This window comes from Streptomyces sp. NRRL F-5650, from assembly GCF_000721365.1.
Lineage (GTDB): Bacteria > Actinomycetota > Actinomycetes > Streptomycetales > Streptomycetaceae > Streptomyces > Streptomyces ardesiacus.
Map to the genome: position 1 here is coordinate 213245 of NZ_JOGV01000011.1, position 23616 is coordinate 236860.

Genomic DNA, 23616 nt, shown 5'->3' on the forward strand with positions numbered 1-23616 from the left:
CCCCCTCACCGGCCGGGCGCGGCCCCGGACCCCGGCGTACGGCCGGCGTCCGGGGCCGCGGCGTGTGCGGGGCGGACTCCGGGCGCTCGACAGGGTGTCCGGCCCGGCCCGGCCCGCTCGACGCAGCGTCGATTGTCCCGGCGGGCGTGCGACGGGATGCTCGTGCCATGCCCCTGCTCCCGAAAACGCCCTCGCTCTCCCGCCGTACCCTGCTGCGCGGCCTGGGCGGCTCCGCCGTGCTCGGTGTGCCGGCCGGCTGCGGTGTCCCCGCCGCCCACGTGGCCCCCGGCGACCGTGCCGCTCCCGACCGGTCCGCCGTCGAGCCCAGGCTGACCTGGGCCAACTGGCCGCTGTACATCGACACCGACGACGAGCATCCCGGCCGGCGGCCCACGCTGGAGGCGTTCGAGAAGGAGACGGGGATCTCCGTCGACTACGTCGAGGAGATCAACGACAACGACGAGTTCTTCGGCAGGATCAGCCCGGCCCTGATGAACCACCGGCCCGTCGACCGGGACCTGATCGTCATCAGCGACTGGATGTGCGGGCGGTTCGTACGGCTGGGCTGGGTGCAGGAGATGGACCGGGGCAGCCAGCCGAACGTCGCCGAGCACCTGGACCCGCTGCTGCGTTCGCCCGCCTTCGACCCCGGCCGCAGGTTCACCGTGCCCTGGCAGTCCGGCATCACCGGCATCGCCTACAACCGGCGCAGGCTCGGCCGGGAGATCCGGCACGTGTCCGACCTGTGGGCGGCCGACCTCAAGGGCCGCGTCACCCTGCTGTCGGGCATGGACGAGGCGTTCGCGCTGCTGATGCAGGGCAACGGCGTGGACATCACCGACTGGCGGACCGACGACTTCCACCTGATCTGCGAGCAGGTGGAGGAGCAGGTCGCCAAGGGGCAGATCCGCCGCTTCACCGGCAACGACTACATCAAGGACCTCTCCAGCGGCGACGTCCTGGCCTGCCAGGCCTACTCCGGCGACGTGATCCAGCTCCAGGCGGACGACCCGGACATCGAGTTCGTCGTCCCGGAGGAGGGCGCCGAACTGTGGGCGGAGTCCCTCATGATCCCCGACCTGGCCCGTCACAAGGCCAACGCCGAGCGGCTGATCGACCACTACTACCGGCCCGAGGTCGCCGCCGAGCTGGCCGCCTGGGTCAACTACGTCTGCCCGGTCCCCGCCGCCCGGGACGTCCTCGCCTCCTCCGGCGACGAGGAGACCGCCGCCCTGGCCGAGGACCCGCTGATCTTCCCGGACGCCGCGATGCGCGAACGGCTCGCGATCGCGCGGGACATCCCGGCGGGGGAGCGGGCGGAGTTCGCGAAGCGGTGGAACGGGATCGTGGGGGTGTAGCGGACCGGTCCGGGGAGCCGGGTGGGGAAGCCCGCCGGCCGAGGGTGCCCCCTGGCCAGGAGGCAGGCTCAGGCCGAGTCCCGCCGTACCAGTTCCGTCGGCAGTATGACGGCCGCCGGGGCCTCGCCGCCGACCTGGGCGAGCAGTACCCGCACCATCTCCGCGCTGATCCGGTCCCAGGGCTGGCGGATCGTGGTCAGGGCCGGCTGGGCGGCGAGGGCCGCCGGGGAGTCGTCGAACCCGCCGACCGCCACGTCCTGCGGCACCCGTCGCCCGGCCCGCTGCAGCGCGGCGAGGACGCCCTGGGCCATCAGGTCCGAGGCGACGAACACCGCGTCCAGGTCGGGCGCCTGGCCGAGCAGCCGGACCGCGGCGGCCTCGCCGCCGGCCCGGCTGTAGTCGCCGGACACGATCAGCTTCGCGTCCTCGGCGATCCCGGCCTCCGCGAGGACCTCCCGGTACCCGGCGAGCCGCTCCACGCCGCCGGGGGTGTCGAGGGGGCCGGTGACCGTGGCGACGCGCCGCCGGCCGAGGGACAGCAGGTGCCGGACCATGTCCCGCGCCCCGTCCCGGTCGTCGGCGGCGACGTAACTCACCTTCGCCGCCGGACCCTGCCCGACCGGCTTGCCGCAGGCCACCAACGGGACGCCCGCCTCGCGCAGTTCGGCCGCCACGGGGTCGCCGGAGTGCGAGGAGACGAGCAGCACCCCGTCGACGTGGCCCGCCGTGATGTACCGCGTGATCCGGCGGCGTTCGTCGCGCGTGCCCGCGATCATCAGCAGGAGCGGGATGTCGTGGGCGGCGAGCGCCTGCGTACAACCCCGCAGGAGCACGTTGAAGTTGGGGTCCTCGAAGAAGCGCTCCTGCGGCTCGGTGAGCAGGAAGCCCACCGAGTCCGAGCGGCCCGTGATGAGGGAGCGCGCGTGCCGGTTCACCACGTAACCGGTCTTGCGGATCGCCGCGTCGACCGCCTCCCGGGCCGCCGGGCTCACGTAGTGACCGCCGTTGAGGACGCGCGACACCGTGCCGCGCGAGACCCCGGCCTCGCGCGCCACGTCGTGGATCGTCGGCGGCCTGCGCCGGCCGCCGCTCGTGGTCCCCGTTGCGCTCATGGTCATGACTTTACGGCTCCCGACAGCAGGTCCAGACTCCAGAACCGCTGAATGACCAGGAAGAGAGCGACCAGCGGGACGATCGCGAGGAACGCGCCGGTGATCACCAGGGTGTACAGCGCGGGCGTGTTGGCGCCCTGTTCGAGGAGCGTGAACAGGCCGAGCGTGATCGGGAACTTCTCGTCGTCGCTGAGCATGATGTACGGCAGCAGGAAGTTGTTCCACACGGCGACGAACTGGAACAGGAACACCGTCACCAGACCCGGCACCATCATGGGCAGTGCGACACGGGTGAAGATGCGCCACTCGCCGGCTCCGTCCATCCGGCCCGCCTCGACGACGTCCGCGGGCACGGCCGCCGCCGCGTAGATCCGCGCGAGGTAGATGCCGTACGGGGACAGGACCAGCGGGAGCAGCACGGACAGGTAGGAGTCCGTGAGGTCGGCCTTCGCGAGCAGCAGGTACTGCGGGACCGCCAGGATGACCGGGGGCATCAGGACGCCCGCCATCAGCACGTTGAAGACCGACTCGCGGCCGCGGAAGCGGTAGACGGCCAGGGCGTAGCCGCTCAGCGCCGACACGGCGGTCGACAGGAGCGCGCCCAGGCCGGCGTACAGCGCCGAGTTCGCCATCCACTTCCAGTAGACGCCGTCGCGGTAGGCGGACAGTTCCCCGACGTTGTCGGCGAAGCCGGAGCCGGGCAGGAAGGTGAAGGTCGAGAACAGCTCGCTGCCCGACTTCGTCGACGCGACGACCACCCACGCCACCGGCAGCAGGCAGTACAGGGCGCCGAGGACCAGTACGGCCGTCGGGACGAGGGCCACCCGCCGGCGCGGCGGCGGGACCTGGGCGGTGCCCCGTGCGGTGCTCGCGGCGGGGGCCGCGCCGCGGGCGGTGACGGACGGGCTCATCGGGCCTCCTCCTGCCGGTTCCGGGAGTTCGCGGCGCGCAGGAACCCGAAGGAGAGCACGAGCGTGACGGCGGCGATGATCACGGCGGTGGCGGCGGCGGAGTGGATGTCGCCCTTCACGAACGCGTCCTGGTAGACCTGCATCAGCGGGCTCCACGTGGTCGACAGTGCATTGGTCAGCGGCTTCAGGGTGGTCGGTTCGTTGAACACCTGGAGCGTCGCGATGATCGAGAAGAACGCCGTGAGGACCAGCGACGGCGCCACCATCGGGATCTTGATGCGGAGGGCGATCTGCAGTTGCGAGCAGCCGTCGAGCCGGGCGGCTTCGTAGACCTCGGCGGGGATCGCACGCAGCGACGTGTAGATCACGATCATGTTGAAGCCGGTGCCGCCCCAGACCGCGATGTTCGACATGGCGAGGTACAGCGGACCGCCGTCCAGGAGGTCCGGCTGCGGCAGGCCCAGCCGGTCCAGCACGAAGTGGAACGGGCTGACGTCGGGCAGGTAGAGGAAGCCCCACAGCAGGGCCGCCACGACGCCCGGGATCGCGTACGGCAGGAAGATCGCCAGGCGCGTGACCGGGGTGAGGCGGACCCGGTCCGCGTCCAGCATCAGGGCGAAGACGAGCGCGAGGCCCAGCATCACGGGGACGACGATCGCTCCGTAGCCGAGGATGCGCAGCGCGCCGTGCAGCAGTTCGGAGTCGGTGAGGGCGTCCGCGTAGTTGGACAGGCCCGCCCACACCTCGTGCCGGGCGTTCCTGCCGAGGCCGAGGCCCTCGACCTCGACCTTGTGCAGGCTGAGCCAGAGCGCGTACCCGATGGGCAGCGCGAAGAAGAGCAGGAAGAGGACCCCGGCGGGGAGGAGGAAGCCGTACGGGGCGCTCTTGACCCCGTACGGCCGCCGGGTGGCGCGGGAGGTCATTCGGCGACCTCGAAGCCCTGCTTCCTCATGTCGGCGACGGTCGCGCTCTGCATCTTCCGCAGGGCGGCGCCGAAGTCCGACTTGTCCTTCGCGGCCGCGCCGAAGGCGTCCTTGAAGGTGGCGTACGCGACGTTCACGTTCGGCCCCCACGCGGCGGGTGCGGTCGTCTCGGCGATCTTCGCGGCCTGCGGGTAGAAGTCGGGCTGGTTGGCGAAGAAGGCCGGGGGCTCGGTGAACGCGCCGCCGAGCTGGGCGTCCGAGGCGGCCGGGTAGACGCCGCTCTCCTTGGCGAGCGCGGCCAGGGCCTTCGGGTCGGTGTTCAGCCAGGCGGCGAACGTCGCGGCGGCCTTCTGGTGGGTGCTGTCGGTGGTGACGGCGGTCGAGGAGCCGCCCCAGCTCCCGGTCGTGTTCGAGGTGTCGTCCCACTGCGGCAGGGGGGCCATGGCCCACTTGCCCTCGGTGTCGGGGGCCGCGGTGGTCAGGGTGCCCGGGGCCCAGACGGCGCTGACCCAGGCGATCTGCCGTCCGTCGTTGAGCGCCTTGTTCCAGGCCGGCGTGTACATCGGCTGGTTGTCGATGGCGCCCTCCGCGACCAGGCCGCCCCAGAAGTCGGCGACCTTCCGCGTCGCCGCGTCGTCGATGCCCACCTTCCACGTGTCGCCCTCGGTGCTCCACCACTTCGCGCCGGCCTGCTGGGCGAGACCGGCGAAGAGGCCGGAGTCGTTGGCGGAGAAGGTGGTCAGGTCCTTGTCGGGAGCCTTCTTCTTCAGCTCGCGGGCGACGTCGGCGAACGCGTCCCAGGTCGTCGGAACCTTCAGGCCGTACTTCTCGAACAGGTCCTCGCGGTACAGGAACATCATCGGCGCCGCGTCCTGGGGCACCGCGTACACGGCGTCCGTGCCGAGCGTCGCCTGCTGCCACAGGCCGTCCGCGAACTTGCCCTTCAGTTCGCCGGCCGTGCCCGATATGTCGGCCAGCGCGTCGTTGCTGACCAGGGTCGGCAGCGCCTGGTACTCGGCCTGCACCAGGTCGGGGGCCTTCTTCGCCTTGTGGGCGGTGAGGATCTTGGTGACGAGGGTGTCGCCGGAGGCCTGCTTCTTGACCGTGACGTGGATCTGCTGCTCCTTGCCGGGGCCCTTGTTCCACAGGTCGACGACCTTGTCCATGTTGGGGGTCCAGGTCCAGTACGTCAGGTCCGCCGGGCCCGCGGCGTCCTGGCCGGCGTCGCCGTCGTCGGATGAGCCGCAGGCGGCGAGTGCGGAGGCGCTGAGCGCGATCGCCGCGGCGGTGGCGGCGAGGCGGCGGTGCTGCTTCGTGATGGGCATGGCTGGATGTCTCCCTGACCGGACGAGGGAACGGGGTGGTGGCCGTAAGGTTCAGGCTCTGTGAGCGTTCACAGTAGAGAAACATCCTGGACACTTGTCAATGGTTGTTGCTGTGCGCTTATGTTGGGTCAGTGCCGCCGATGAAGTGTGTGCACGTTCTCAGTTGATCGATTTTCCCTTGGGGGTACCTCATGGCGCGGCTCGCCTTCGGCGGCGACTACAACCCCGAGCAGTGGCCGGAATCCGTCTGGCAGGAGGACGTCCGGCTGATGCGTGAGGCCGGCGTCACGATGGTGAGCGTCGGGATCTTCTCGTGGGCCCTGCTGGAGCCGGCACCGGGCTCGTACGACTTCGGCTGGCTCGACCGGGTCGTCGACCTGCTGCACGACAACGGCATCGGCGTCGACCTGGGCACGCCCACCGTCGCCCCGCCCAAGTGGTTCTACGACCGGCACCCCGACGCCCTGCCCGTCACGGAGGACGGCACCCGTCTGGCCTTCGGCTCACGCGGCGCCATCTGCCACAGCAACCAGGCCTACCGCGACGCGTCGAGCCGCATCACCGAACAGCTCGCCCGCCGCTACGGCACGCACCCGGCCGTGCGGATGTGGCACGTCCACAACGAGTACGGCGTCCCGGTCAGCGCCTGCTACTGCGAGAGCTGCGCGGCGCACTTCCGGCGCTGGCTCGCGGCGGCGTACGAGAGCGTCGAGGACGTCAACCACGCCTGGGGGACGGCCTTCTGGGGCCAGCGCTACGGGTCCTTCGCCGAGATCGACCCGCCGCGCCTCACCCCCACCGTCGGCAATCCGGCGCAGAAGCTCGACTACCGGCGCTTCGCCGACGCCACCCTGCGCGAGAACTTCGTGCGGGAGCGCGACATCCTGCACCGCCTCGCCCCCGGCATCCCCGTCACCACCAACTTCATGACCGCCCTCAGCCAGTGCGACTCCCTCGACTACTGGGCCTGGGGCCGCGAGGTCGACCTCGTCACCAACGACCACTACCTGATCACCGACGGCCGCCGCACCCACGTCAACCTCGCCATGGCCGCCGACCTCACGCGGTCCGTCGCCGGCGGCGCGCCGTGGCTGCTGCTCGAGCACTCCACGTCGGGGGTGAACTGGCAGGCCCGCAACCCGGCCAAGGCCCCGGGCCAGATGGCGAGGAACTCACTGGGCCACGTGGCGCGCGGCTCCGAGGGCGCGTTGTTCTTCCAGTGGCGGCAGTCGAGGCGCGGGGCCGAGAAGTTCCACTCCGCGATGCTGCCGCACGCCGGGACGGACTCCCGGGTGTGGCGTGAGGTGTGCGAACTGGGCGCCGCGGTGCGGGAGCTGGCTCCCGTGGCCCAGACCCGCACGGTCGCCGATGCGGCGGTGCTGTGGGACTGGCACGCGTGGTGGGCGCAGAGCCTGGAATGGCGCCCCAGCGAGGACCACGACGCCCGCGAGCGCGCGGACTCCTTCTACGAGGCCCTCTACGACCACCACCTCACCGTCGACTTCGCCCACCCGGAAGCCGACCTGTCGGCCTATCCGCTGGTCGTCGTTCCCGCGCTGTACCTGGCCACCGAGGCCACGGCCCGCAACCTGCGCGCCTATGTGGAGAACGGCGGCACGCTCGTCGTCTCCTACTTCTCCGGCATCGTCGACGAGCACGACGCCGTCCATCCCGGCGCCTGTCCCGGGGCCTTCCGCGACGTCCTCGGCCTGACCGTCGAGGAGTTCTCGCCGCTGCTCGCGGGGGAGTCGGTGCGGATCTCCGGCCCGGAGGGCGCCGAGCTGACGGCCGACGTGTGGAGCGAGTTCGTGGTCCCGCGCGGCGCCGAGACCGTCTGGACGTACGAGGACGGGCTGACGGCCGGGCGCCCGGCCGTCACCCGGCACTCCTTCGGCCGGGGCACGGCCTGGTACGTCTCGACCCGGCTGTCCGCCGCCGGCCTGGGCCCCGTCCTCGCGGCCGCGAGCGCCGACGCGGGGATCGATCCGCGCCCCGGACTCCCGCGGGACGTCGAGGTGGTGACCCGCACGGGCGCCACCGGCACGTTCGTGTTCGCCATCAACCACACGCCGGACGAGGTGAAGGTGCCGGCCCGGGGCGTCGAACTCCTCACCGGAGAGCGGGCGCCGGCCGGGGTCGCGGTGCCCGGCGGTGCGGTGCGCGTGGTCCGCCTCGACGAGGCGCCGTAGGCGTCCTCCCCAGAGCCCCGGCCGGGTCCATGGGGGAGCCCGGCGGGTCACGGCGGCGCCGCGGCGGCCTTCGCGCGGCGCCGCCCCACACCTCCCCCCGCCCACAGACAGCGACGTCGAAGGGACATCGACGATGCACGGCACCCCCGCAACCCCGGGCAGGCTCACCCGCAGAACGGCACTCACCGCGGCCCTGGGCGGCGCGGCCGCCCTCGCCCTGCCCGCCCCACGGGCCGCGGCGTCCGGCACCCTGGGCAACGGCGGCTTCGAGCAGGGCACGACCGGCTGGTCCCAGTACGGGACGAGCGGCGCCGCCTACGCCGAGGCGGGTGGCCGCTCCGGCGGCCGGCGCCTGGCCCACTGGGCGTCCTCGGCGTACCGGGTCGAGACCTACCAGTACCTCACCGGTCTGAGCAACGGCATGTACACCCTCACCGCCTGGGTCCGCTCCAGCGGTGGCCAGAACGAGGCGTACATAGGGCTCAGGACCGCGGCCGGCGAACAGCGCACCGACCTCCCCCCGACGCCGAACGGGGAGTGGCTCCGCCTGGTCACCTCCCTCGCGGTCACCGACGGCACGGCCACCGTCCGCCTGTACTCCGACGCGAACGCCGGCGACTGGGCCAACTTCGACGACATCACCCTCACACCGGGCGCCACGGGCCTGGCCGTCAGGGGCGCCGACATCTCGTCCCTGAAGAAGAACGAGGACATGGGCGCGACCTACCGGAACCCCTCGGGTGCCCGCGCCGACGCGATCGGGGTCCTCGCCTCCGCCGGCATGAACCACGCCCGGCTGCGCGTCTGGGTGGACCCGGCCGACGGCTACTGCGACAAGGCCCGCACGCTTGCCATGGCCAGGCGCGTCAAGGCCGCCGGCCTGAAACTCCTCGTCGACTTCCACTACTCCGACACCTGGACCGACCCGGGCGCGCAGACCGTCCCCGCCGCCTGGTCCGGCCACTCCTACGCCCGGCTCACGACCGACGTCCACGACCACACCTACGACGTCCTGAACGCGCTCAAGGCCCAGGGCACCCCCGCCGACATGGTCCAGATCGGCAACGAGCTCAACGCGGGCATGCTCTGGCCGACCGGTTCCACCTCCGACTGGGCACAGCTCGCGGGTCTGCTGACCGCCGGCGCGAACGCCGCCAAGGCGGTCTCCTCCGCCACCCGGGTCGCCCTGCACCTCGCCAACGGCGGCGACAACGCGCTCTACCGCACCTGGTTCGACAACGCCGTGTCGTACGGAGTCCCCTTCGACGTCATCGGCCTGTCCTTCTACGGCTACTGGCACGGCTCCCTGTCCGACCTCCAGGCCAACATGGACGACCTGGCCACCCGCTACGGCAGGGATCTCTACGTCGCCGAGACCGCGTACCCGTTCACGCTGGACGGCGACGACTCCTGGGAGAACGTGATCGACCTGGAGTCGGAGCTCGTTGCCGGCTACGCGGCGACCGGGGCGGGCCAGGCCGCCTGGTTCCGTGACCTGCTCAGCGTGGTCGAGGCCGTGCCGAACGGTCGTGGCCTCGGCGCCTTCTGGTGGGACGCCACCTGGACGGCGAGGGCGGGCAACGGCTGGGACCCGGCCGACCCGTCCAGCGGCAACGCCTGGGAGAACCAGGCCCTGTTCGACTTCGACGGCGTACCGACGGCAGCCCAGGCCTGGTTCCGGCACCGCTGAGCGCCGGCCCGGGGCCCGGACGGCGAGCCGGCCGGCGGTGTGCGGGCCGGTCTCGTCGGCGGGCGGGGCCCGCGAAGCGGTGGAACGGGACCGTGGGGGTGCAGCAGACTGATCCCGTGACGAATTCATCGGGTGATGAAGAGGTGGCCGCCGCGGTCACACTGGGGCTGCTGGCCGCCTGGGCCCTGCACGACCTCGAGGAACTGGCGACCGTGCCGGGCTGGTGGCGGCGCAACCTCCCCGCCCTGCGCGAGCGCTGTCCGGCCGTGCCGCAGGCAGTGTGGCGGCGGGCCGGGCCGGTGGACGGACGGGAGTTCGCGGTCGCGGTCGGCGCGATGGGCGCCGTCGTGGCCGCGGCGTCCGTCGCGGGACGGCTGACCGGGGGCCGCTCGGCCGTGTACCAGGGCGCGCTCAACGCCTTCGGCCTGCACGGCCTCGTCCACCTCGCCCAGGCGGCGCTGGTGCGCGGCTGCACGCCCGGGTCGGCCACCTCACCGCTGGTCGTCGTCCCCTTCACCCTGTGGGCCCGTCACCGGCTGCGCCGCGCCGGGGTCCTGCGCGCCACGCGCCCGCGCGACCTCGCCGCGGGCCTGGGTTTCGCGGCCGCGGCGACGGTCGCGGCGCACGGGGTGGCGCGGCGGCTGACGAAGGGCTGAGGAGCGGCGGGCGAACGACCGCCCAACGACGGGCGAGCGGCCGACGGGCGGCAGCCGGGGCTACTTCAGCGCGGCCGTCGTGATCGCGTCGAGCACCGGGTTGCGCGCCGCGCCCTTGGCGTCGGTGGCGTTGACCGAGTACACGAGGGTGCGCGAGAGGTCGCGGGTGCCGCCGATGAGCGCGCTGTAGCCGTAGCGCGAGCCGGACTTGCCCCAGAAGACCTGGCCGTCGGCCTCCGTGTACTCCAGCCCCGCGCTGCGGTGTGCCTCCGGCAGCCCCGGCGGGGTCGTGAACATCTCCTCCAACTGCGGCCCGGGCACGATCCGTCCCCGGAACAGCGAGGTGAGCAGCCGCTCCAGGTCGGCCGTCGTCGAGATCATGTCACCGGCCGCCCAGCGGTCCGCCTGGTTCCACTCGGTCACGTCGAGCATCCGCGTCGTTCCGTCCGGCTGCTCCACGGCCTGGTAACCCCGGTTGTGCGGGCCCCGGATGCGCGGGTCGGTGCCGGGGAAGTACGTGTGCCGCATCCCGGCCGGGCGCAGGACCAGGCGCGTGGCCTCGGCGGCGTAGGAACGCCCCGTCACCTTCTCGATCAGGAAGCCGAGGATCGTGTAGTTGATGTTCAGGTAGTGCTGCTGGTCGCCCGGGTCGAACTCCGGTCCCTTCGCGATCGCCGACGCCACGACCTCCCGCGGGGTCAGGGTGTCGAAGCGGTGCGCGTACTGCTCGGCGAAGTCGTCGCCCGGCCCGTCGCCCTCCGGAACGCCGCTGGTGTGGTTGAGCAGTTGACGCACGCTGATCGGTTTGTCGAAGGCCCCAGTGAACAGCTCGGGCAGGTAGCCCTGCACCGGCGCGTCCAGGTCGACGTCGCCCCGGGCCGCCAGCCGCAGGACGGTGGCGGCCGTGACGACCTTGGTGACCGAACCGGCCCGGAACCGGGCGTCCGGGTGGGCCGGCCGTCCGCCGGCCAGGTCGCGCACGCCCGCGCTGCCGTGCCAGTCGCCGTCGGTGTGCCCGACCCGGACGAGCGCGGCCGTGGCGTGTTCGCCCGGGACCGGGGCGAGGGCCGCGCGCAGCGCCTTCGCGTCCGGCACGTCCGGTTGGTGCGCGGCGGTGGCGGCGGCGGTGGCGGTGGCCGCGGTGGGAGCCGCGGACGCGGGGGCCGCCGTCAGCGGTCCGGCGGACAGCGCGAGCACCAGGCAGGCGGCGAGGACGGAGGAGGTACGGGCACGCATCGGCGGCTCCAGTTCCGTGAAGGGGTGGAACGTTCGATGATCATCTTTGTGTGCCCGGCCGGGCACCGGATCGTCGGCGAGGAGGGCCCGTACCCCGAACCGGGTCTCGGGGAACGGGGGAGCACGCTGCGGGACGGATGCGGGACGACCCCTACGGGCCCGGTGCCACCGAGCGCCCTACCGGGGGCGTCCGTCCCGCAGCGCGGTCAGGACCTCGATGCGGTTGGTGGTGACGGAGTCGACGCCCGAGGCGATCAGCCGGCGCATCGTGCGGCGGGTGTCCGGGGTCCACACCGACAGCAGGAGACCGTCGGCGTGGACACGGTCCGCCAGGGCCCGGTCCACCAGCCCGAACCGGTAGTTGAGCCACCGGGGTTTGACCGCCGCCAGCAGCGCGGGCCGGGGCGGTGCCGCCGTCGTCCAGGTCAGGGCGATCTCGGCGGCCGGGTCGGCGGCCCGCACGGCGAGCATGGCGGCGGCGCCCGCGGTGTAGTACACCCGGTCCCGCGCGCCGCACTCGCGGACCACGTCCACGATGCGCCGCACCGCCCGCTCGCCAGGCCCGCCCGGCAGGTCCAGCATCAGCCGGCTGCCGTCCGTGGCCGCCAGCGCCTCCGCCAGCGTCGGCACCCCGCCCGCCGTCAGTCCGCGCACCTCCTCGGCCGACAGCGAGCGCAGCGGCCGGTCGGGCCCCCACAGCCGCTTCAGCGTCTCGTCGTGCAGCAGCACCGGCACGCCGTCCCGGGTCAGGCGTACGTCGGTCTCGACCGCGTCCGCGCCGCGCTCCAGGGCGGAACGCAGCGACGCGAGCGTGTTCTCGCGGTGCCGGTAGGGGTCGCCGCGGTGGGCGACGGCGGTCAGGGCGCGCGGGGTGTCCATACGGGGCGGCAACTCTCAGGAGGCGAGCCAGGCGGCGGTGTACGTGTCGATCTCGTCGGCGATCCTGGCCTTGCCCGGCGCGTCGAGGAACGACGCCTCGACCGCGTCCTTCGCCAGTCCGGCGAGGCCGCGCTCGTCGAGGCCGAGGAGCCGGGCGGCGACGGCGTACTCGTTGTTGAGGTCGGTGCCGAACATCGGCGGGTCGTCGGAGTTGATCGTCACCAGGACGCCGGCGCGCACGAACTCCTTGACCGGGTGCTCGTCCAGGCTGCGCACCGCGCGGGTGGCGATGTTCGAGGTCGGGCACACCTCCAGCGGGATGCGCCGCTCGGCGAGGTGGGCCAGGAGCTCGGGGTCCCGGGCCGAGCTGGTGCCGTGTCCGATGCGCTCGGCGCGCAGGTCGGTCAGGGCGTCCCACACCGTCTGCGGTCCCGTGGTCTCACCGGCGTGCGGCACCGAGTGCAGGCCCGCGGCGATCGCCCGGTCGAAGTACGGCTTGAACTGCGGGCGCGCCACCCCGATCTCGGGCCCGCCGAGCCCGAAGGAGACCAGGCCCTCGGGGCGCAGCCGGTCGTCGGTGGCCAGCCGCGTCGTCTCCTCGGCGGACTCCAGACCGGCCTCGCCCGGAATGTCGAAGCACCAGCGCAGCACGGTCCCGAACTCGGCCTCGGCCGCCTTGCGGGCGTCCTCGATCGCGTCCATGAAGGCGCCCTCGTCGATGCCCCGCCGGGTGGAGGAGAACGGCGTGATGGTCAGCTCGGCGTACCGCACCTGCTGCCGGGCCATGTCCCGGGCCACCTCGTAGGTGAGCAGCCGGACGTCCTCCGGGGTGCGGATCAGGTCGACCACGGACAGGTACACGTCGATGAAGTGGGCGAAGTCCGTGAAGGTGAAGTAGTCGACCAGCGCCTCGGGGTCGGTGGGGACCTTGGAGTCGGGGTGGCGCGCGGCCAGTTCGGAGACGATGCGCGGGGAGGCGGAGCCGACGTGGTGGACGTGGAGTTCGGCCTTCGGCAGCCCGGCGATGAAGGCGTGCAGGTCGCGCGGGACGTCGGGGTCGACGAGGTGCTCGGTCAAGGGTTCCTCCCCGGGGCGGCGCCCGGGCCGCGCGAGGCGGCGGTGGGGCGCGGGTGATCGGCTGATCGGTGGTCCGGGGATCATCGTAGGCCGGTCGCACGCCCGGCGGTCCGGGACCGTAGCATGGCGGGCACGAACGACCCCGGGGGGACGAGAGATGACGGACGCGATACGGCCCGACGGGGACTCCGCCGACGGGCACGACCCCTGGGCGCCCCCGGAGAGCGGGCCGTCCCTGGACAAGGGTGCCGCGGCGGGACCGGAGCAGGAGCCGCCCCGGCCGCCCGCCTCCGACGGGCCGCCGCCCTGGCAGCCGCCGCCGGGCGTGCACGACCAGGCCACGGTCACCTCGATGCCGGGTGGCGGGTTCCCCGGCCCCGGGTCCGCGGTGCCGCCCCCGCCGGTCGCACCCGACGGCGCCGGTGCCCCCGGCGGATACGGCTACCCCGGGTACGGCCACGGCTACGGCTGGCCCGGCATGCCGATGGCCCCGCAGAACGGCATGGGCACCGCGTCGATGGTGCTGGGCATCCTGGCCTGCGCCCTGTTCTGCGTGTACGGCGTGGTCTCCCTGGTGCTCGGCGTCCTCGCCATCGTCTTCGGGGTCAAGGGCCGCAGGAAGGCGGAGCTGGGCCTGGCCAACAACCACGGGCAGGCGCAGGCCGGGTTCGTGATGGGCATCGTCGGCGTCGTCCTCGGCGTCGCCGTGATCGTGCTGATCGCCGTGGGCATCACGGCCGCGATCAACGACGACTCGTTCGACGACGATCCCTACTACGGTGCCGCACGGGCCGTGCCCGTCTCCGCACCGGTCTCCGTGCCCGTCTCCGCACCGGTCTCCGTGACGGCGGAAAGCTGAGGCCCTCCCCCCGGCCCTGCCTCTACGATGTCAGCCGCCAACGAGGGGAGATCAGTTCATGTCGTACTCCAATCCCGGACCCGGCGGGTACGGGCCGCCGCCGCAGCAGGGCCCGCCGCCCGCCGGGGGCTACGCCTACCCGCAGTCCGCGCCCGGGTACGGCTACCCGAACCAGGGCCCGTCCTATCCGGCCGCCCCGCCCGTGGGGCATCCGCAGGGCCCCGGCTACGGCATGCCGGTGCAGCCGAGCAACGGCATGGGAACCACGGGACTGGTCCTCGGCATCATCGGCGTGGTGTGCAGTCTGACCTTCCTGCTCTGGTTCTTCGGCGTGATCCTCGGCATCCTCGGGATCATCTTCGGGGCGATAGGCCGGGGGAAGGCCAACCGGGGCGAGGCCACCAACAAGGGCTCCGCGACCGCCGGTCTCGTGCTCGGCATCATCGCCACCGTGATCCTGCCGCTGCTCGGCTTCCTCGCCTTCGCGAGTCTGATGAGCATCGCCTGAGCCGGGCCGTACGGGCCGTACGGGGCCGTGCCGGAAACCCGGGCCGGGCCGTGCCCGAATGAGAGGGGGCGGCTTTCGGGCCGTCCCCCGGCCGCTCAGGAACTGCTCAGGAGCCTTTCAGCGGTCACTCACGCGCCGCTCGCGCGCAGCCGCTCGCGGGCGGCCATCAGCGCGAAACCCAGCAGGTTCGCTCCCCGCCAGCGCTCGGGGTCCGTCGCCGCCCCGTCGTCCGCGGCCAGACCGATGCCCCAGACCCGGTCCACGGGACTCGCCTCCACCAGCACCCTGTCGCCCGTGTTCAGCAGGTACGTCCGCAGGGCCGGGTCCGAGGCGAACTTGTGGACGCTGCCCTCCACCACGATCCCGAACCGCTCCCGCTCCCACACCGCCTCGTCGAAGCCGCGCACCAGCCGGCCCGCCTTCTTCGCCTGAGCGGGGTGTGCCGCGGCCAGCACCCGTCGCTCGGCCTCCGGGTCCCGGAAGAGCCGGGCCTTGCCGGCCATCATCCAGTGCTCGGCCGTCCGGTACTCCACCCCGGCCACCGTGAACGGCGACGGCCACCACTGGCTCAGACAGCTCGGCCCGACCCTGCCGTCCGGGAGCGGCCGGTGCCCCCAGAAGCACAGGTACTTGATCCGCTCGCCCGACCTGACCCGCGCCACCAGCGCTTCCCGGTCGCCGACGGCCTCCATGGTCACCCCCGCACTCCGCCCGGCCGCCGCACTCCGCTCGGCCCTCGTGATCTTCTCGTCGGCCCCCGTGATCTTCTCCATGCACGCGAGTGTGGCAGGCGCCACTGACACTCCGTCCGCCCTTTTCCGTGGCGACTCGACACCTGGTCGACAGATTCCGTCGCGTAACCAAATGGCAACAACGGAATCACTTGTTGACGACCTAGTGCTCTGTCAGGATCGGCACTCACATCGAGCCTGAGCCACACCGGCCCCCGTCATGGGGAGACCGAGGAGAGCCGACATGCACAACCCGGGCAACGCCACTGTGGACCGATTCCCGGCCCAGGACCGCTTCGCCGACGGGGCCCAGTACATCGCGGGCCGTCTCACCAAGGGCACCTCCGGACACACGCACACCGTCGTCGACCCGGCCACCGGCGAGGAGGTCCTGACCTACGAACTGGCCGGACCCGGTGACGTCGACGCCGCCGTCGCCGCCGCGCGGGAGGCATTCCCGGGCTGGGCCGGTGCCACCCCCGCCGAGCGCTCCGACGCCCTGCACCGGTTCGCCGCCGTCCTCGCCGAGCGCGCCGAGGACTTCGCCCGCGCGGAGTCCCTGCAGTGCGGCAAGCCGCTGAAGCTGACCCGGGAGTTCGACGTGCCGGGCACCGTCGACAACGCGGCCTTCTTCGCGGGCGCCGCCCGGCACCTGCAGGGACAGTCGGCGGGGGAGTACTCCGGCGACCACACGTCGTACGTGCGCCGCGAGCCGATCGGCGTCGTCGGGTCGGTCGCGCCCTGGAACTACCCGCTCCAGATGGCCGCCTGGAAGATCCTCCCGGCGATCGCCGCGGGCAACACCGTCGTGCTCAAGCCCGCAGAGATCACCCCGCTCACCTCCTTGATGTTCGCCCAGGCGGCGACCGAGGCCGGCATCCCGGACGGCGTGATCAACATCGTCAGCGGCACGGGACGGGAGGCAGGCGAGCACCTCGTGGCGCACCCCGACGTCGCCATGACCTCCTTCACCGGTTCCACCGCGGTCGGCAAGCGCGTCGCCGAGGTCGCCACCGCCACCGTCAAGCGCCTCCACCTGGAACTGGGCGGCAAGGCGCCCTTCCTCGTCTTCGACGACGCCGACCTCGACGCCGCCGTCAACGGCGCGGTCGCGGGCGCCCTCATCAACACCGGCCAGGACTGCACGGCCGCCACGCGCGCCTACGTGCAGCGGCCCCTGTACGAGGCGTTCGTCGAGCGGACTGCCGCGCTCATGGACACCGTCCGCGTCGGCGACCCCTTCGCCGACGGCACCGACCTCGGTCCGCTGGTCAGCCACGTCCAGCGGGACCGCGTCGCCGGGTTCGTCGACCGGGCCCGCTCCTACGCGCGCGTGGTGACCGGCGGCGAGGCACCCCAGGGCGACCTCAAGGACGGTGCCTACTACCGGCCCACCCTCGTCGCGGACGCCGCGCAGGACAGCGAGGCCGTCCAGTGCGAGATCTTCGGGCCGGTGCTGGTCGTGCTGCCCTTCGACACCGACGACGAGGGCATCCGGCTGGCCAACGACACGCCGTACGGGCTCGCCGCCTCCGCCTGGAGCCGGGACGTGTACCGGGCGAACCGCGCCACCCGCGAGATCAAGGCGGGCTGCGTGTGGATCAACGACCACATCCCGATCATCAGCGAGATGCCGCACGGCGGTTACCGGGCGTCCGGCTTCGGCAAGGACATGTCCGCCTACTCCTTCGAGGAGTACACGCAGGTCAAGCACGTCATGTTCGACAACACCGCGGTGGCGGCCAAGGACTGGCACCGCACCGTCTTCGGGGACCGGTAGTCACGACGAGAGGCCGCCGACCACGGCCGACCCACCCGAAAGGGCAACCACGCGCATGGAGCAGTACGAGCCCGACCGCCTGTCCCCGGCCCAAGTGGCCGCCGTGCGGCGCTCACTGAGAAGCGGCAGGGCCGCCCTCACCCGCCGTTCGCTGCTGCGCGCCTCCACGGGCGCCGCGCTCGCGGCCGGCGGCCTCGGCCTGCTGAGCGGCTGCGGCATCCCGGCGGCCGGCAGGACCGAGGGCGGCGTCTCGGCCGAGGACCGCTCCCAGGAGGAGAAGCAGGTCCGCTTCTCCAACTGGACCGAGTACATGGACGTCGACGAGAGCGGCAGGCGGCACCCCACGCTGGAGGCGTTCACCCGGCGCACCGGCGTCAAGGTCACCTACACCGAGGACATCAACGACAACAGCGAGTTCTTCGGCAAGATCCAGCCGCAGCTCGCCGCCGGCCAGGAGACCGGGCGGGACATCATCGTCCTCACCGACTGGCTGGCCGCCCGCCTGATCCGCCTCGGCTGGGTCCAGAAACTGGACCCGGCCAACCTGCCGCACGCCTTCGCCAACCTCTCGCCCCAGTTCCGCAGCCCGGACTGGGACCCGGGCCGCGCCTACTCCTACCCCTGGCAGGGCATCTCCGCCGTCATCGCCTACAACAAGAAGGCCCTGGACGGCATCGAGGTCAGGACGGTCTCCGACCTGCTCGACAACCCGAAGCTCAAGGGGCGGGTCGGGTTCCTCACCGAGATGCGCGACACCATGGGCATGATGCTGCTCGACATGGGCAAGGACCCGGCCCGCTTCGGCGACGACGACTACGACGCGGGGATCGACCGGCTCCAGAAGGGCGTCGACCGCGGCCAGATACGCCGCTTCACCGGCAACGACTACACGTCCGACCTCAGCAAGGGCGACCTCGCGGCCTGTCTGGCCTGGGCCGGTGACGTGGTCCAGCTCAGGGCCGACAACCCGGACGTCGGCTTCGTCATCCCGGACAGCGGCTACGTCACCTCCAGCGACAACCTGCTGATCCCCAACAAGGCACGGCACAAGACGAACGCCGAACGGCTCATCGACTACTACTACGAGCCGGGCCCGGCCGCTCAACTCGCCGCCTACATCAACTTCGTCTGCCCGGTCGACGGCGTGAAGGACGACCTGGCGAAGATCGACGAGGACGCGGCGAACAACCCGCTGATCATTCCCGACAAGGCCATGCAGGCCAAGTCGCACTCCTTCCGCTCCCTGAGTTCGAAGGAAGAGACGGCATACGAAGAGAAGTTCGCGAAGCTCACCGGGGCGTGACGACGATGACGACCAACACGACGAAGAACCAGACGGCCGCGACGGAGGGCGGCGGCGACGTCCGCCTCGCCGGCATCAGCAAGACCTACGGCTCCTTCACCGCCGTGCACCCGCTCGACCTGACCGTGCCCCAGGGCTCCTTCTTCGCCCTGCTCGGCGCCTCCGGCTGCGGCAAGACCACCACCCTGCGCATGATCGCCGGGCTGGAGGAGCCCACCGCGGGCACCGTCCACCTCGGCGACCAGGACGTGACCGCGCTGCCGCCCTACAAACGGCCGGTCAACACCGTCTTCCAGTCCTACGCGCTCTTCCCGCACCTCGACATCTACGAGAACGTCGCCTTCGGCCTGCGCCGGCGCGGCATCAAGAGCGTGAAGAAGCAGGTCGGGGAGATGCTCGACCTGGTGCAGCTCGGCGAGCAGGCGCGCAAGAAGCCCCACCAGCTCTCCGGCGGCCAGCAGCAGCGCGTCGCCGTCGCCCGCGCCCTGATCAACCACCCCAGGGTGCTGCTCCTCGACGAGCCCCTCGGCGCCCTCGACCTCAAGCTGCGCCGCCAGATGCAGCTTGAGCTCAAGCGCATCCAGACCGAGGTCGGCATCACCTTCGTGCACGTCACCCACGACCAGGAGGAGGCCATGACGATGGCCGACCGGGTCGCCGTGATGAACGCGGGCCGCGTCGAGCAACTGGGCGCCCCCGCCGACCTGTACGAGAACCCGCGCACCACCTTCGTCGCCAACTTCCTCGGCACCTCCAACCTCGTCGAGGCCGAGGTCGACACCCGCAGCGGCGACGACGTCGTCGTGAGGGCGGCCGGCGACAAGCTGGTGCTGCCCGGCGCCCGGTGTTCCGCGCCCGCGAAGGCGGGCGGCAAGATCCTGGTCGGGGTCCGCCCCGAGAAGATCGGCCTCACCCACGCGGACGACGCGGGCTCCGTGCCCGAGGGGCGCAACCGCGTCACCGGCACGATCAGCAGCACCAGTTTCATCGGCGTGTCCACCCAGTACGTCGTCGACTGCGCAGCCTGCCCGGAGTTCGAGGTCTACGCCCAGAACATCGACCGCGACCCCCGCCTCGTGCCCGGCGCCGAGGTCGTCCTGCACTGGAACCCGGCGCACACCTTCGGCCTCGACGCCGCCCAGTCCGTGCTCGCGGGGACGGCGGGCGACGCCGGTGCGGCCGAGGGCGAGGCCGCCTGATGTCCACCCTCACCGAGGCGCCGCCGCCCCTGGCCCCGGCCGCGCCCGAGCAGAAGCCCCCGCGCAAGCGCGGCCGCCGGACGCCGTACTGGCTGCTGCTGCCCGGCATCCTGTGGCTGGTCGTCTTCTTCGTGGCGCCGATGGTCTACCAGGCCTCCACCTCCGTGCAGACCGGCTCGCTGGAGGAGGGCTACAAGGTCACCTGGCACTTCGCCACCTACTGGGACGCGCTGTCCGCGTACTGGCCGCAGTTCCTGCGCTCGGTCGCCTACGCCGCCTCGGCGACCGTGCTGTGCCTGCTGCTCGGCTATCCGCTCGCCTACCTCATCGCCTTCCGCGCGGGACGCTGGCGCAACCTGATCATGATCCTGGTGATCGCGCCGTTCTTCACCAGCTTCCTGATCCGCACCCTGGCCTGGAAGACGATCCTCGCGGACGGCGGCCCGGTCGTCGGCGCCCTGAACACGCTGCACGTCCTGGACGTGACCAGTTGGCTCGGCTGGACCTCCGGCGACCGCGTGCTGGCGACCCCGCTCGCGGTGGTGTGCGGCCTGACGTACAACTTCCTGCCGTTCATGATCCTGCCGCTGTACACCTCCCTGGAGCGCATCGACGGCCGGCTGCACGAGGCGGCCGGTGACCTGTACGCGAAGCCGTCCACCGTCTTCCGCAAGGTCACCTTCCCGCTGTCGATGCCGGGCGTCGTCTCCGGCACCCTGCTGACCTTCATCCCGGCCACCGGCGACTACGTCAACGCCTCCCTGCTGGGGTCGGCGGACACCGGCATGATCGGCAACGTGATCCAGTCGCAGTTCCTCAGGGTCCTGGACTATCCGACGGCCGCCGCGCTCTCGTTCATCCTCATGGCCGCGATCCTCGCGATGGTCACCTTCTACATCCGCAAGTCCGGAACGGAGGACCTGGTTTAAATGGCCTTCGTCACCTCTCTCAAGAACTGGCTCAAACGCCATCTGGTCGTCATCGCGGGCCTGCTGACCCTCGCCTATCTCCTGCTGCCCAACGTCGTCGTCACGGTCTTCTCGTTCAACAAACCGAACGGACGCTTCAATTACACGTGGCAGCAGTTCTCCACGGACGCCTGGAAGGACCCGTGCGGCGTCGCCGGGCTGTGCGGCTCGCTCTCGCTCAGCCTCCAGATCGCCCTGTGGGCCACCCTCGGCGCCACCGCGCTCGGCACCGCGATCGCCTTCGCGCTGGTCCGCTACCGCTTCCGCGCGCGGGGTGCGATCAACTCGCTGATCTTCCTGCCGATGGCGATGCCCGAGGTCGTGATGGCCGCCTCGCTGCTCACCCTGTTTCTCAACATGGGTGCTCAGCTCGGCTTCTGGACCATCCTGATCGCCCACATCATGTTCTGCCTGAGCTTCGTCGTGACGGCCGTCAAGGCGCGCGTGATGTCGATGGACCCGCGCCTGGAGCAGGCGGCGCAGGACCTGTACGCCGGTCCCTTCCAGACCTTCGTCCGGGTCACCCTGCCCATCGCCGCCCCCGGCATCGCGGCCGGCGCGCTGCTCGCCTTCGCGCTGTCCTTCGACGATTTCATCATCACCAATTTCAACGCGGGCTCCACCGTCACCTTCCCCATGTTCGTGTGGGGCTCGGCCCAGCGCGGAACGCCCGTTCAGATCAATGTCGTCGGTACGGCCATGTTCGTCGTCGCCGTACTGTTCGTCCTGGCCTCCATGGCCGTCGGCAACCGCCGCAACCGCCGCAAGGCATGAGCGCGTCCGCAGTATTCGTAGGGAGTTGAAATCATGGCCCCTGGAGCCATGAGCCGCAGCAACGACTGGACGAAATCCCTCTCCGACGCCCAGCCGGTCCCGTACTGGCTGGACGACCCCGGCCGCCCCCGCGCCGAGGCCGCCCTCACCGGTGCCGAGACCTGCGACCTGCTGGTGGTCGGCGGGGGCTACAGCGGACTGTGGACCGCGCTGATCGCCAAGGAGCGCGAGCCGGACCGGGACGTGGTGCTGGTCGAGGGCCGCGAGGTGGGCTGGGCCGCCTCCGGCCGCAACGGCGGATTCTGCGCCGCCTCCCTCACCCACGGGCTGTCCAACGGCCTCGCCCGCTGGCCGCACGAGATCCACAGGCTGGAGGAGCTGGGCGCCCGCAACCTCGACGCGATCGAGGAGGCGGTCGCCCGGCACGGGATCGACTGCGACTTCGAGCGCACCGGCGAGATCGACGTGGCCACCGAGCCCTACCAGGCCCGGGAACTGGAGGACTGGTACCGCCGGATCCTTGCCGAGGGCCTCGCCGGGGGCATCGAGTACCTGGACGCCGACGCGGTGCGGGAACAGGTCGACTCGCCCACCTTCCGGGCCGGCCTGTGGGACCGGCGGGGCGTGGCGATGGTCGACCCCGCCAAGCTGGCCCGGGGCCTCAAGCTCGCCTGCCTCGCGCTCGGCGTCCGCCTCTACGAGCACACCCCCGCGCTCACCCTCCGGCCGTACGGCGCCGGCATGGCCGTGCGCACCCCCTACGGCGGGGTCCGCGCCCGCACGGTCGCGCTCGGCACCAACGTCTTCCCCAGCCTGGTCCGGCGGGTGCGCAGCTACACCGTCCCCGTCTACGACTACGCCCTGATGACCGAGCCGCTCTCCGACGCGCAGCTCGCCCGGGTCGGCTGGCGCAACCGGCAGGGCCTCGGCGACAGCGCCAACCAGTTCCACTACTTCCGCCTCTCCCGCGACAACCGGATCCTCTGGGGCGGTTACGACGCGGTCTACCCCTACGGCGGCCGGGTGCGCGCCGAGTACGACCACCGTCCCGAGACCTACGCCAAGCTCGCCGGGCACTTCTTCACCTGCTTCCCGCAGCTAGAGGGCGTCCGCTTCACCCACGCCTGGGGCGGCGCCATCGACACCTGCTCGCGCTTCTCGGCGTTCTTCGGCACCGCCCACCGGGGCAGGGTGGCCTACGCGGCCGGGTACACGGGCCTCGGCGTGGGTGCCACCCGGTTCGGCGCCGAGGTGATGCTCGACCTGCTGGCGGGGGAGCGCACCGAACGGACCGAGCTGGAGATGGTGCGCAGCAAGCCGCTGCCCTTCCCGCCCGAGCCCTTCGCCTGGACCGGCATCGCCCTCACCAAGTGGTCGCTGGCCCGCGCGGACGCCCGGGACGGCCGGCGCAACCTGTGGCTGCGGACGATGGACCGGCTGGGGCTCGGCTTCGACAGTTGAGCCGGGGCCGGCGGGCGGGCGTGTGAGCCGGTTCACTCCAACGGGTTGCGGCAACCCGCGTAATGCCGCCGGGAGACCTCCCTCTCCCTCATGACGCACCCCGCGTCGAGGAGTGAAAGGGAGGTTTCACATGCCTGGTGCGAAGACGGCGGTCGCGTGGCTGGCATCCGTCGCGCCGGACCCCGAGTCCTGCCGCCGGGACTGGGAGCGCGACCCCTCGGGTGTCGCGCTGCTGCCCGCGGGCAAGGCCTGGGACGTGCTCATCCTGCCGTCCAGGCTGGGCTATCCGACCCTGGACGTGCTCTCCCGTGTGCTGGATCAGCCCGGCCCGGTGCTCGCCGACTTCGGTGACGCGCGCACGGGCTTCTTCGTTCCCGCCGGCACCGCGGCCCGCTGGGTCGGCACCGGCGTCCGGACGGCCGGGCCCGGCACCTGGATCGTGGTGCCGTTCCCCGGCGGACCGCCGGCCGGCGGCACCCGCTGGCTGATTCCGCCGGACGGCAGCGGCACCCTCACCGATCCCGCGCTGCTGGAGCTGGCGATGCACGAGGCGGCGGCGGCCCTCGCGGTGGAGGAGGGGGAGAGGTGGCGGGAGTGAGGTGCGCGAGGGGTTGACAACGGAATTGGTCTGGACCAAATTGGGCGCGCTCCACCCTCCCCATCTCCCCCATGTCCGG

At 72.0% G+C, this 23616-nt stretch carries 21 protein-coding genes; 13 read left to right on the forward strand and 8 right to left on the reverse strand.

The genetic code is table 11. The annotated features are described in order from the left end of the window. Positions 1-167: 167 nt before the first annotated feature. The gene (locus IG88_RS0113720; RefSeq protein ID WP_031039616.1) at positions 168-1358 is read left to right on the forward strand and encodes a polyamine ABC transporter substrate-binding protein; all 1191 of its coding nucleotides are present in this window, start codon (positions 168-170) and stop codon (positions 1356-1358) included. A gap of 68 nt (positions 1359-1426) precedes the next feature. Here IG88_RS0113720 and IG88_RS0113725 read toward each other — a convergent pair whose 3' ends face one another. The 4 genes from IG88_RS0113725 to IG88_RS0113740 are packed head-to-tail and all read right to left on the reverse strand — an operon-like array spanning position 1427 to position 5629. Continuing rightward, entirely contained in the window at positions 1427-2476 is a 1050-nt protein-coding gene (locus IG88_RS0113725) for a LacI family DNA-binding transcriptional regulator (RefSeq protein ID WP_031039618.1), read from the reverse strand. Beyond that, complete coding sequence (locus IG88_RS0113730) at positions 2473-3381, reverse strand: carbohydrate ABC transporter permease (protein WP_031039621.1); 909 nt, start codon at positions 3379-3381, stop codon at positions 2473-2475. Before IG88_RS0113730 ends, IG88_RS0113725 begins: the two co-directional genes overlap by 4 nt. Then, positions 3378-4304, reverse strand: a complete 927-nt coding sequence (locus IG88_RS0113735; protein ID WP_031039623.1) for a carbohydrate ABC transporter permease — start codon at positions 4302-4304, stop codon at positions 3378-3380. The genes IG88_RS0113730 and IG88_RS0113735 overlap by 4 nt, the downstream gene beginning before the upstream one ends. Beyond that, positions 4301-5629, reverse strand: coding sequence for an extracellular solute-binding protein (locus IG88_RS0113740; protein WP_031039626.1), 1329 nt, complete (start codon positions 5627-5629; stop codon positions 4301-4303). The genes IG88_RS0113735 and IG88_RS0113740 overlap by 4 nt, the downstream gene beginning before the upstream one ends. A 191-nt stretch (positions 5630-5820) precedes the next feature. On the opposite strand from IG88_RS0113740, the gene IG88_RS0113745 reads away from it, so the two are divergent. The 3 genes from IG88_RS0113745 (at position 5821) to IG88_RS0113755 (ending at position 10164) form a co-directional block, all read left to right on the forward strand. After that, a complete protein-coding gene (locus tag IG88_RS0113745; protein ID WP_031039628.1) occupies positions 5821-7818 on the forward strand; it encodes a beta-galactosidase in 1998 nt (665 codons plus the stop codon). Positions 7819-7951: 133 nt separating this feature from the next. Continuing rightward, positions 7952-9508: a glycosyl hydrolase 53 family protein gene (locus IG88_RS0113750; RefSeq protein WP_031039631.1), complete on the forward strand. Its 1557-nt coding sequence runs from the start codon at positions 7952-7954 to the stop codon at positions 9506-9508. A 116-nt stretch (positions 9509-9624) separates the two neighbouring features. Next, positions 9625-10164, forward strand: coding sequence for an HXXEE domain-containing protein (locus IG88_RS0113755; RefSeq protein WP_031039633.1), 540 nt, complete (start codon positions 9625-9627; stop codon positions 10162-10164). Positions 10165-10224: 60 nt separating this feature from the next. Here the strand turns inward: IG88_RS0113755 and IG88_RS0113760 are convergent, their stop codons facing one another. The 3 genes from IG88_RS0113760 to IG88_RS0113770 all read right to left on the reverse strand — a co-directional run bounded on the left by IG88_RS0113760 (position 10225) and on the right by IG88_RS0113770 (position 13356). Then, positions 10225-11400, reverse strand: a complete 1176-nt coding sequence (locus tag IG88_RS0113760) for a serine hydrolase domain-containing protein (RefSeq protein WP_031039636.1) — start codon at positions 11398-11400, stop codon at positions 10225-10227. Between the two features lie 177 nt (positions 11401-11577). After that, complete coding sequence (locus tag IG88_RS0113765; RefSeq protein WP_031039639.1) at positions 11578-12279, reverse strand: glycerophosphodiester phosphodiesterase; 702 nt, start codon at positions 12277-12279, stop codon at positions 11578-11580. 15 nt (positions 12280-12294) lie between these two features. Continuing rightward, on the reverse strand, positions 12295-13356 hold the full coding sequence (locus IG88_RS0113770) for an adenosine deaminase (protein WP_031039642.1): 1062 nt from the start codon (positions 13354-13356) through the stop codon (positions 12295-12297). A gap of 157 nt (positions 13357-13513) precedes the next feature. Here IG88_RS0113770 and IG88_RS0113775 point away from each other — a divergent pair, with 157 nt between their 5' ends. Then, complete coding sequence (locus IG88_RS0113775; protein ID WP_031039645.1) at positions 13514-14215, forward strand: DUF4190 domain-containing protein; 702 nt, start codon at positions 13514-13516, stop codon at positions 14213-14215. A 58-nt stretch (positions 14216-14273) separates the two neighbouring features. Then, complete coding sequence (locus IG88_RS0113780; protein ID WP_031039648.1) at positions 14274-14723, forward strand: DUF4190 domain-containing protein; 450 nt, start codon at positions 14274-14276, stop codon at positions 14721-14723. 128 nt (positions 14724-14851) lie between these two features. Here IG88_RS0113780 and IG88_RS0113785 read toward each other — a convergent pair whose 3' ends face one another. Beyond that, on the reverse strand, positions 14852-15496 hold the full coding sequence (locus tag IG88_RS0113785; protein ID WP_420712086.1) for an NADAR family protein: 645 nt from the start codon (positions 15494-15496) through the stop codon (positions 14852-14854). A 202-nt stretch (positions 15497-15698) separates the two neighbouring features. On the opposite strand from IG88_RS0113785, the gene IG88_RS0113790 reads away from it, so the two are divergent. The 7 genes from IG88_RS0113790 (at position 15699) to IG88_RS0113820 (ending at position 23537) form a co-directional block, all read left to right on the forward strand. Further along, entirely contained in the window at positions 15699-17234 is a 1536-nt protein-coding gene (locus IG88_RS0113790; protein ID WP_031039653.1) for a gamma-aminobutyraldehyde dehydrogenase, read from the forward strand. Positions 17235-17289: 55 nt separating this feature from the next. After that, positions 17290-18537 carry an ABC transporter substrate-binding protein gene (locus IG88_RS0113795; RefSeq protein WP_031039655.1) on the forward strand — a complete coding sequence of 416 codons (1248 nt, stop codon included), beginning with the start codon at positions 17290-17292 and terminating at the stop codon, positions 18535-18537. A gap of 5 nt (positions 18538-18542) precedes the next feature. Further along, on the forward strand, positions 18543-19736 hold the full coding sequence (locus tag IG88_RS0113800; RefSeq protein WP_031039658.1) for an ABC transporter ATP-binding protein: 1194 nt from the start codon (positions 18543-18545) through the stop codon (positions 19734-19736). Next, positions 19736-20665: an ABC transporter permease gene (locus IG88_RS0113805; protein ID WP_031039661.1), complete on the forward strand. Its 930-nt coding sequence runs from the start codon at positions 19736-19738 to the stop codon at positions 20663-20665. The genes IG88_RS0113800 and IG88_RS0113805 overlap by 1 nt, the downstream gene beginning before the upstream one ends. Further along, positions 20666-21478 carry an ABC transporter permease gene (locus IG88_RS0113810; protein ID WP_031039663.1) on the forward strand — a complete coding sequence of 271 codons (813 nt, stop codon included), beginning with the start codon at positions 20666-20668 and terminating at the stop codon, positions 21476-21478. Positions 21479-21511: 33 nt separating this feature from the next. Then, positions 21512-22939 carry an NAD(P)/FAD-dependent oxidoreductase gene (locus tag IG88_RS0113815; RefSeq protein WP_031039667.1) on the forward strand — a complete coding sequence of 476 codons (1428 nt, stop codon included), beginning with the start codon at positions 21512-21514 and terminating at the stop codon, positions 22937-22939. A gap of 130 nt (positions 22940-23069) precedes the next feature. Further along, a complete protein-coding gene (locus IG88_RS0113820) occupies positions 23070-23537 on the forward strand; it encodes a hypothetical protein (RefSeq protein WP_031039670.1) in 468 nt (155 codons plus the stop codon). The last annotated feature ends 79 nt before the right edge of the window (positions 23538-23616 follow it).

Excerpts from the sequence above, each read along its gene's own strand:
- IG88_RS0113795 (WP_031039655.1), top strand. The coding sequence starts at position 17,290 with ATGGAGCAGTACGAGCCCGACCGCCTGTCCCCGGCCCAAGTGGCCGCC.
- IG88_RS0113780 (WP_031039648.1), top strand. The coding sequence starts at position 14,274 with ATGTCGTACTCCAATCCCGGACCCGGCGGGTACGGGCCGCCGCCGCAG.
- IG88_RS0113810 (WP_031039663.1), top strand. The coding sequence starts at position 20,666 with ATGGCCTTCGTCACCTCTCTCAAGAACTGGCTCAAACGCCATCTGGTC.
- IG88_RS0113775 (WP_031039645.1), top strand. The coding sequence starts at position 13,514 with ATGACGGACGCGATACGGCCCGACGGGGACTCCGCCGACGGGCACGAC.
- IG88_RS0113750 (WP_031039631.1), top strand. The coding sequence starts at position 7,952 with ATGCACGGCACCCCCGCAACCCCGGGCAGGCTCACCCGCAGAACGGCA.
- IG88_RS0113815 (WP_031039667.1), top strand. The coding sequence starts at position 21,512 with ATGGCCCCTGGAGCCATGAGCCGCAGCAACGACTGGACGAAATCCCTC.
- IG88_RS0113760 (WP_031039636.1), bottom strand. The coding sequence starts at position 11,400 with ATGCGTGCCCGTACCTCCTCCGTCCTCGCCGCCTGCCTGGTGCTCGCG.
- IG88_RS0113745 (WP_031039628.1), top strand. The coding sequence starts at position 5,821 with ATGGCGCGGCTCGCCTTCGGCGGCGACTACAACCCCGAGCAGTGGCCG.
- IG88_RS0113735 (WP_031039623.1), bottom strand. The coding sequence starts at position 4,304 with ATGACCTCCCGCGCCACCCGGCGGCCGTACGGGGTCAAGAGCGCCCCG.
- IG88_RS0113740 (WP_031039626.1), bottom strand. The coding sequence starts at position 5,629 with ATGCCCATCACGAAGCAGCACCGCCGCCTCGCCGCCACCGCCGCGGCG.
- IG88_RS0113805 (WP_031039661.1), top strand. The coding sequence starts at position 19,736 with ATGTCCACCCTCACCGAGGCGCCGCCGCCCCTGGCCCCGGCCGCGCCC.
- IG88_RS0113820 (WP_031039670.1), top strand. The coding sequence starts at position 23,070 with ATGCCTGGTGCGAAGACGGCGGTCGCGTGGCTGGCATCCGTCGCGCCG.
- IG88_RS0113785 (WP_420712086.1), bottom strand. The coding sequence starts at position 15,496 with ATGGAGAAGATCACGGGGGCCGACGAGAAGATCACGAGGGCCGAGCGG.
- IG88_RS0113790 (WP_031039653.1), top strand. The coding sequence starts at position 15,699 with ATGCACAACCCGGGCAACGCCACTGTGGACCGATTCCCGGCCCAGGAC.
- IG88_RS0113800 (WP_031039658.1), top strand. The coding sequence starts at position 18,543 with ATGACGACCAACACGACGAAGAACCAGACGGCCGCGACGGAGGGCGGC.
- IG88_RS0113730 (WP_031039621.1), bottom strand. The coding sequence starts at position 3,381 with ATGAGCCCGTCCGTCACCGCCCGCGGCGCGGCCCCCGCCGCGAGCACC.
- IG88_RS0113725 (WP_031039618.1), bottom strand. The coding sequence starts at position 2,476 with ATGACCATGAGCGCAACGGGGACCACGAGCGGCGGCCGGCGCAGGCCG.
- IG88_RS0113720 (WP_031039616.1), top strand. The coding sequence starts at position 168 with ATGCCCCTGCTCCCGAAAACGCCCTCGCTCTCCCGCCGTACCCTGCTG.
- IG88_RS0113765 (WP_031039639.1), bottom strand. The coding sequence starts at position 12,279 with ATGGACACCCCGCGCGCCCTGACCGCCGTCGCCCACCGCGGCGACCCC.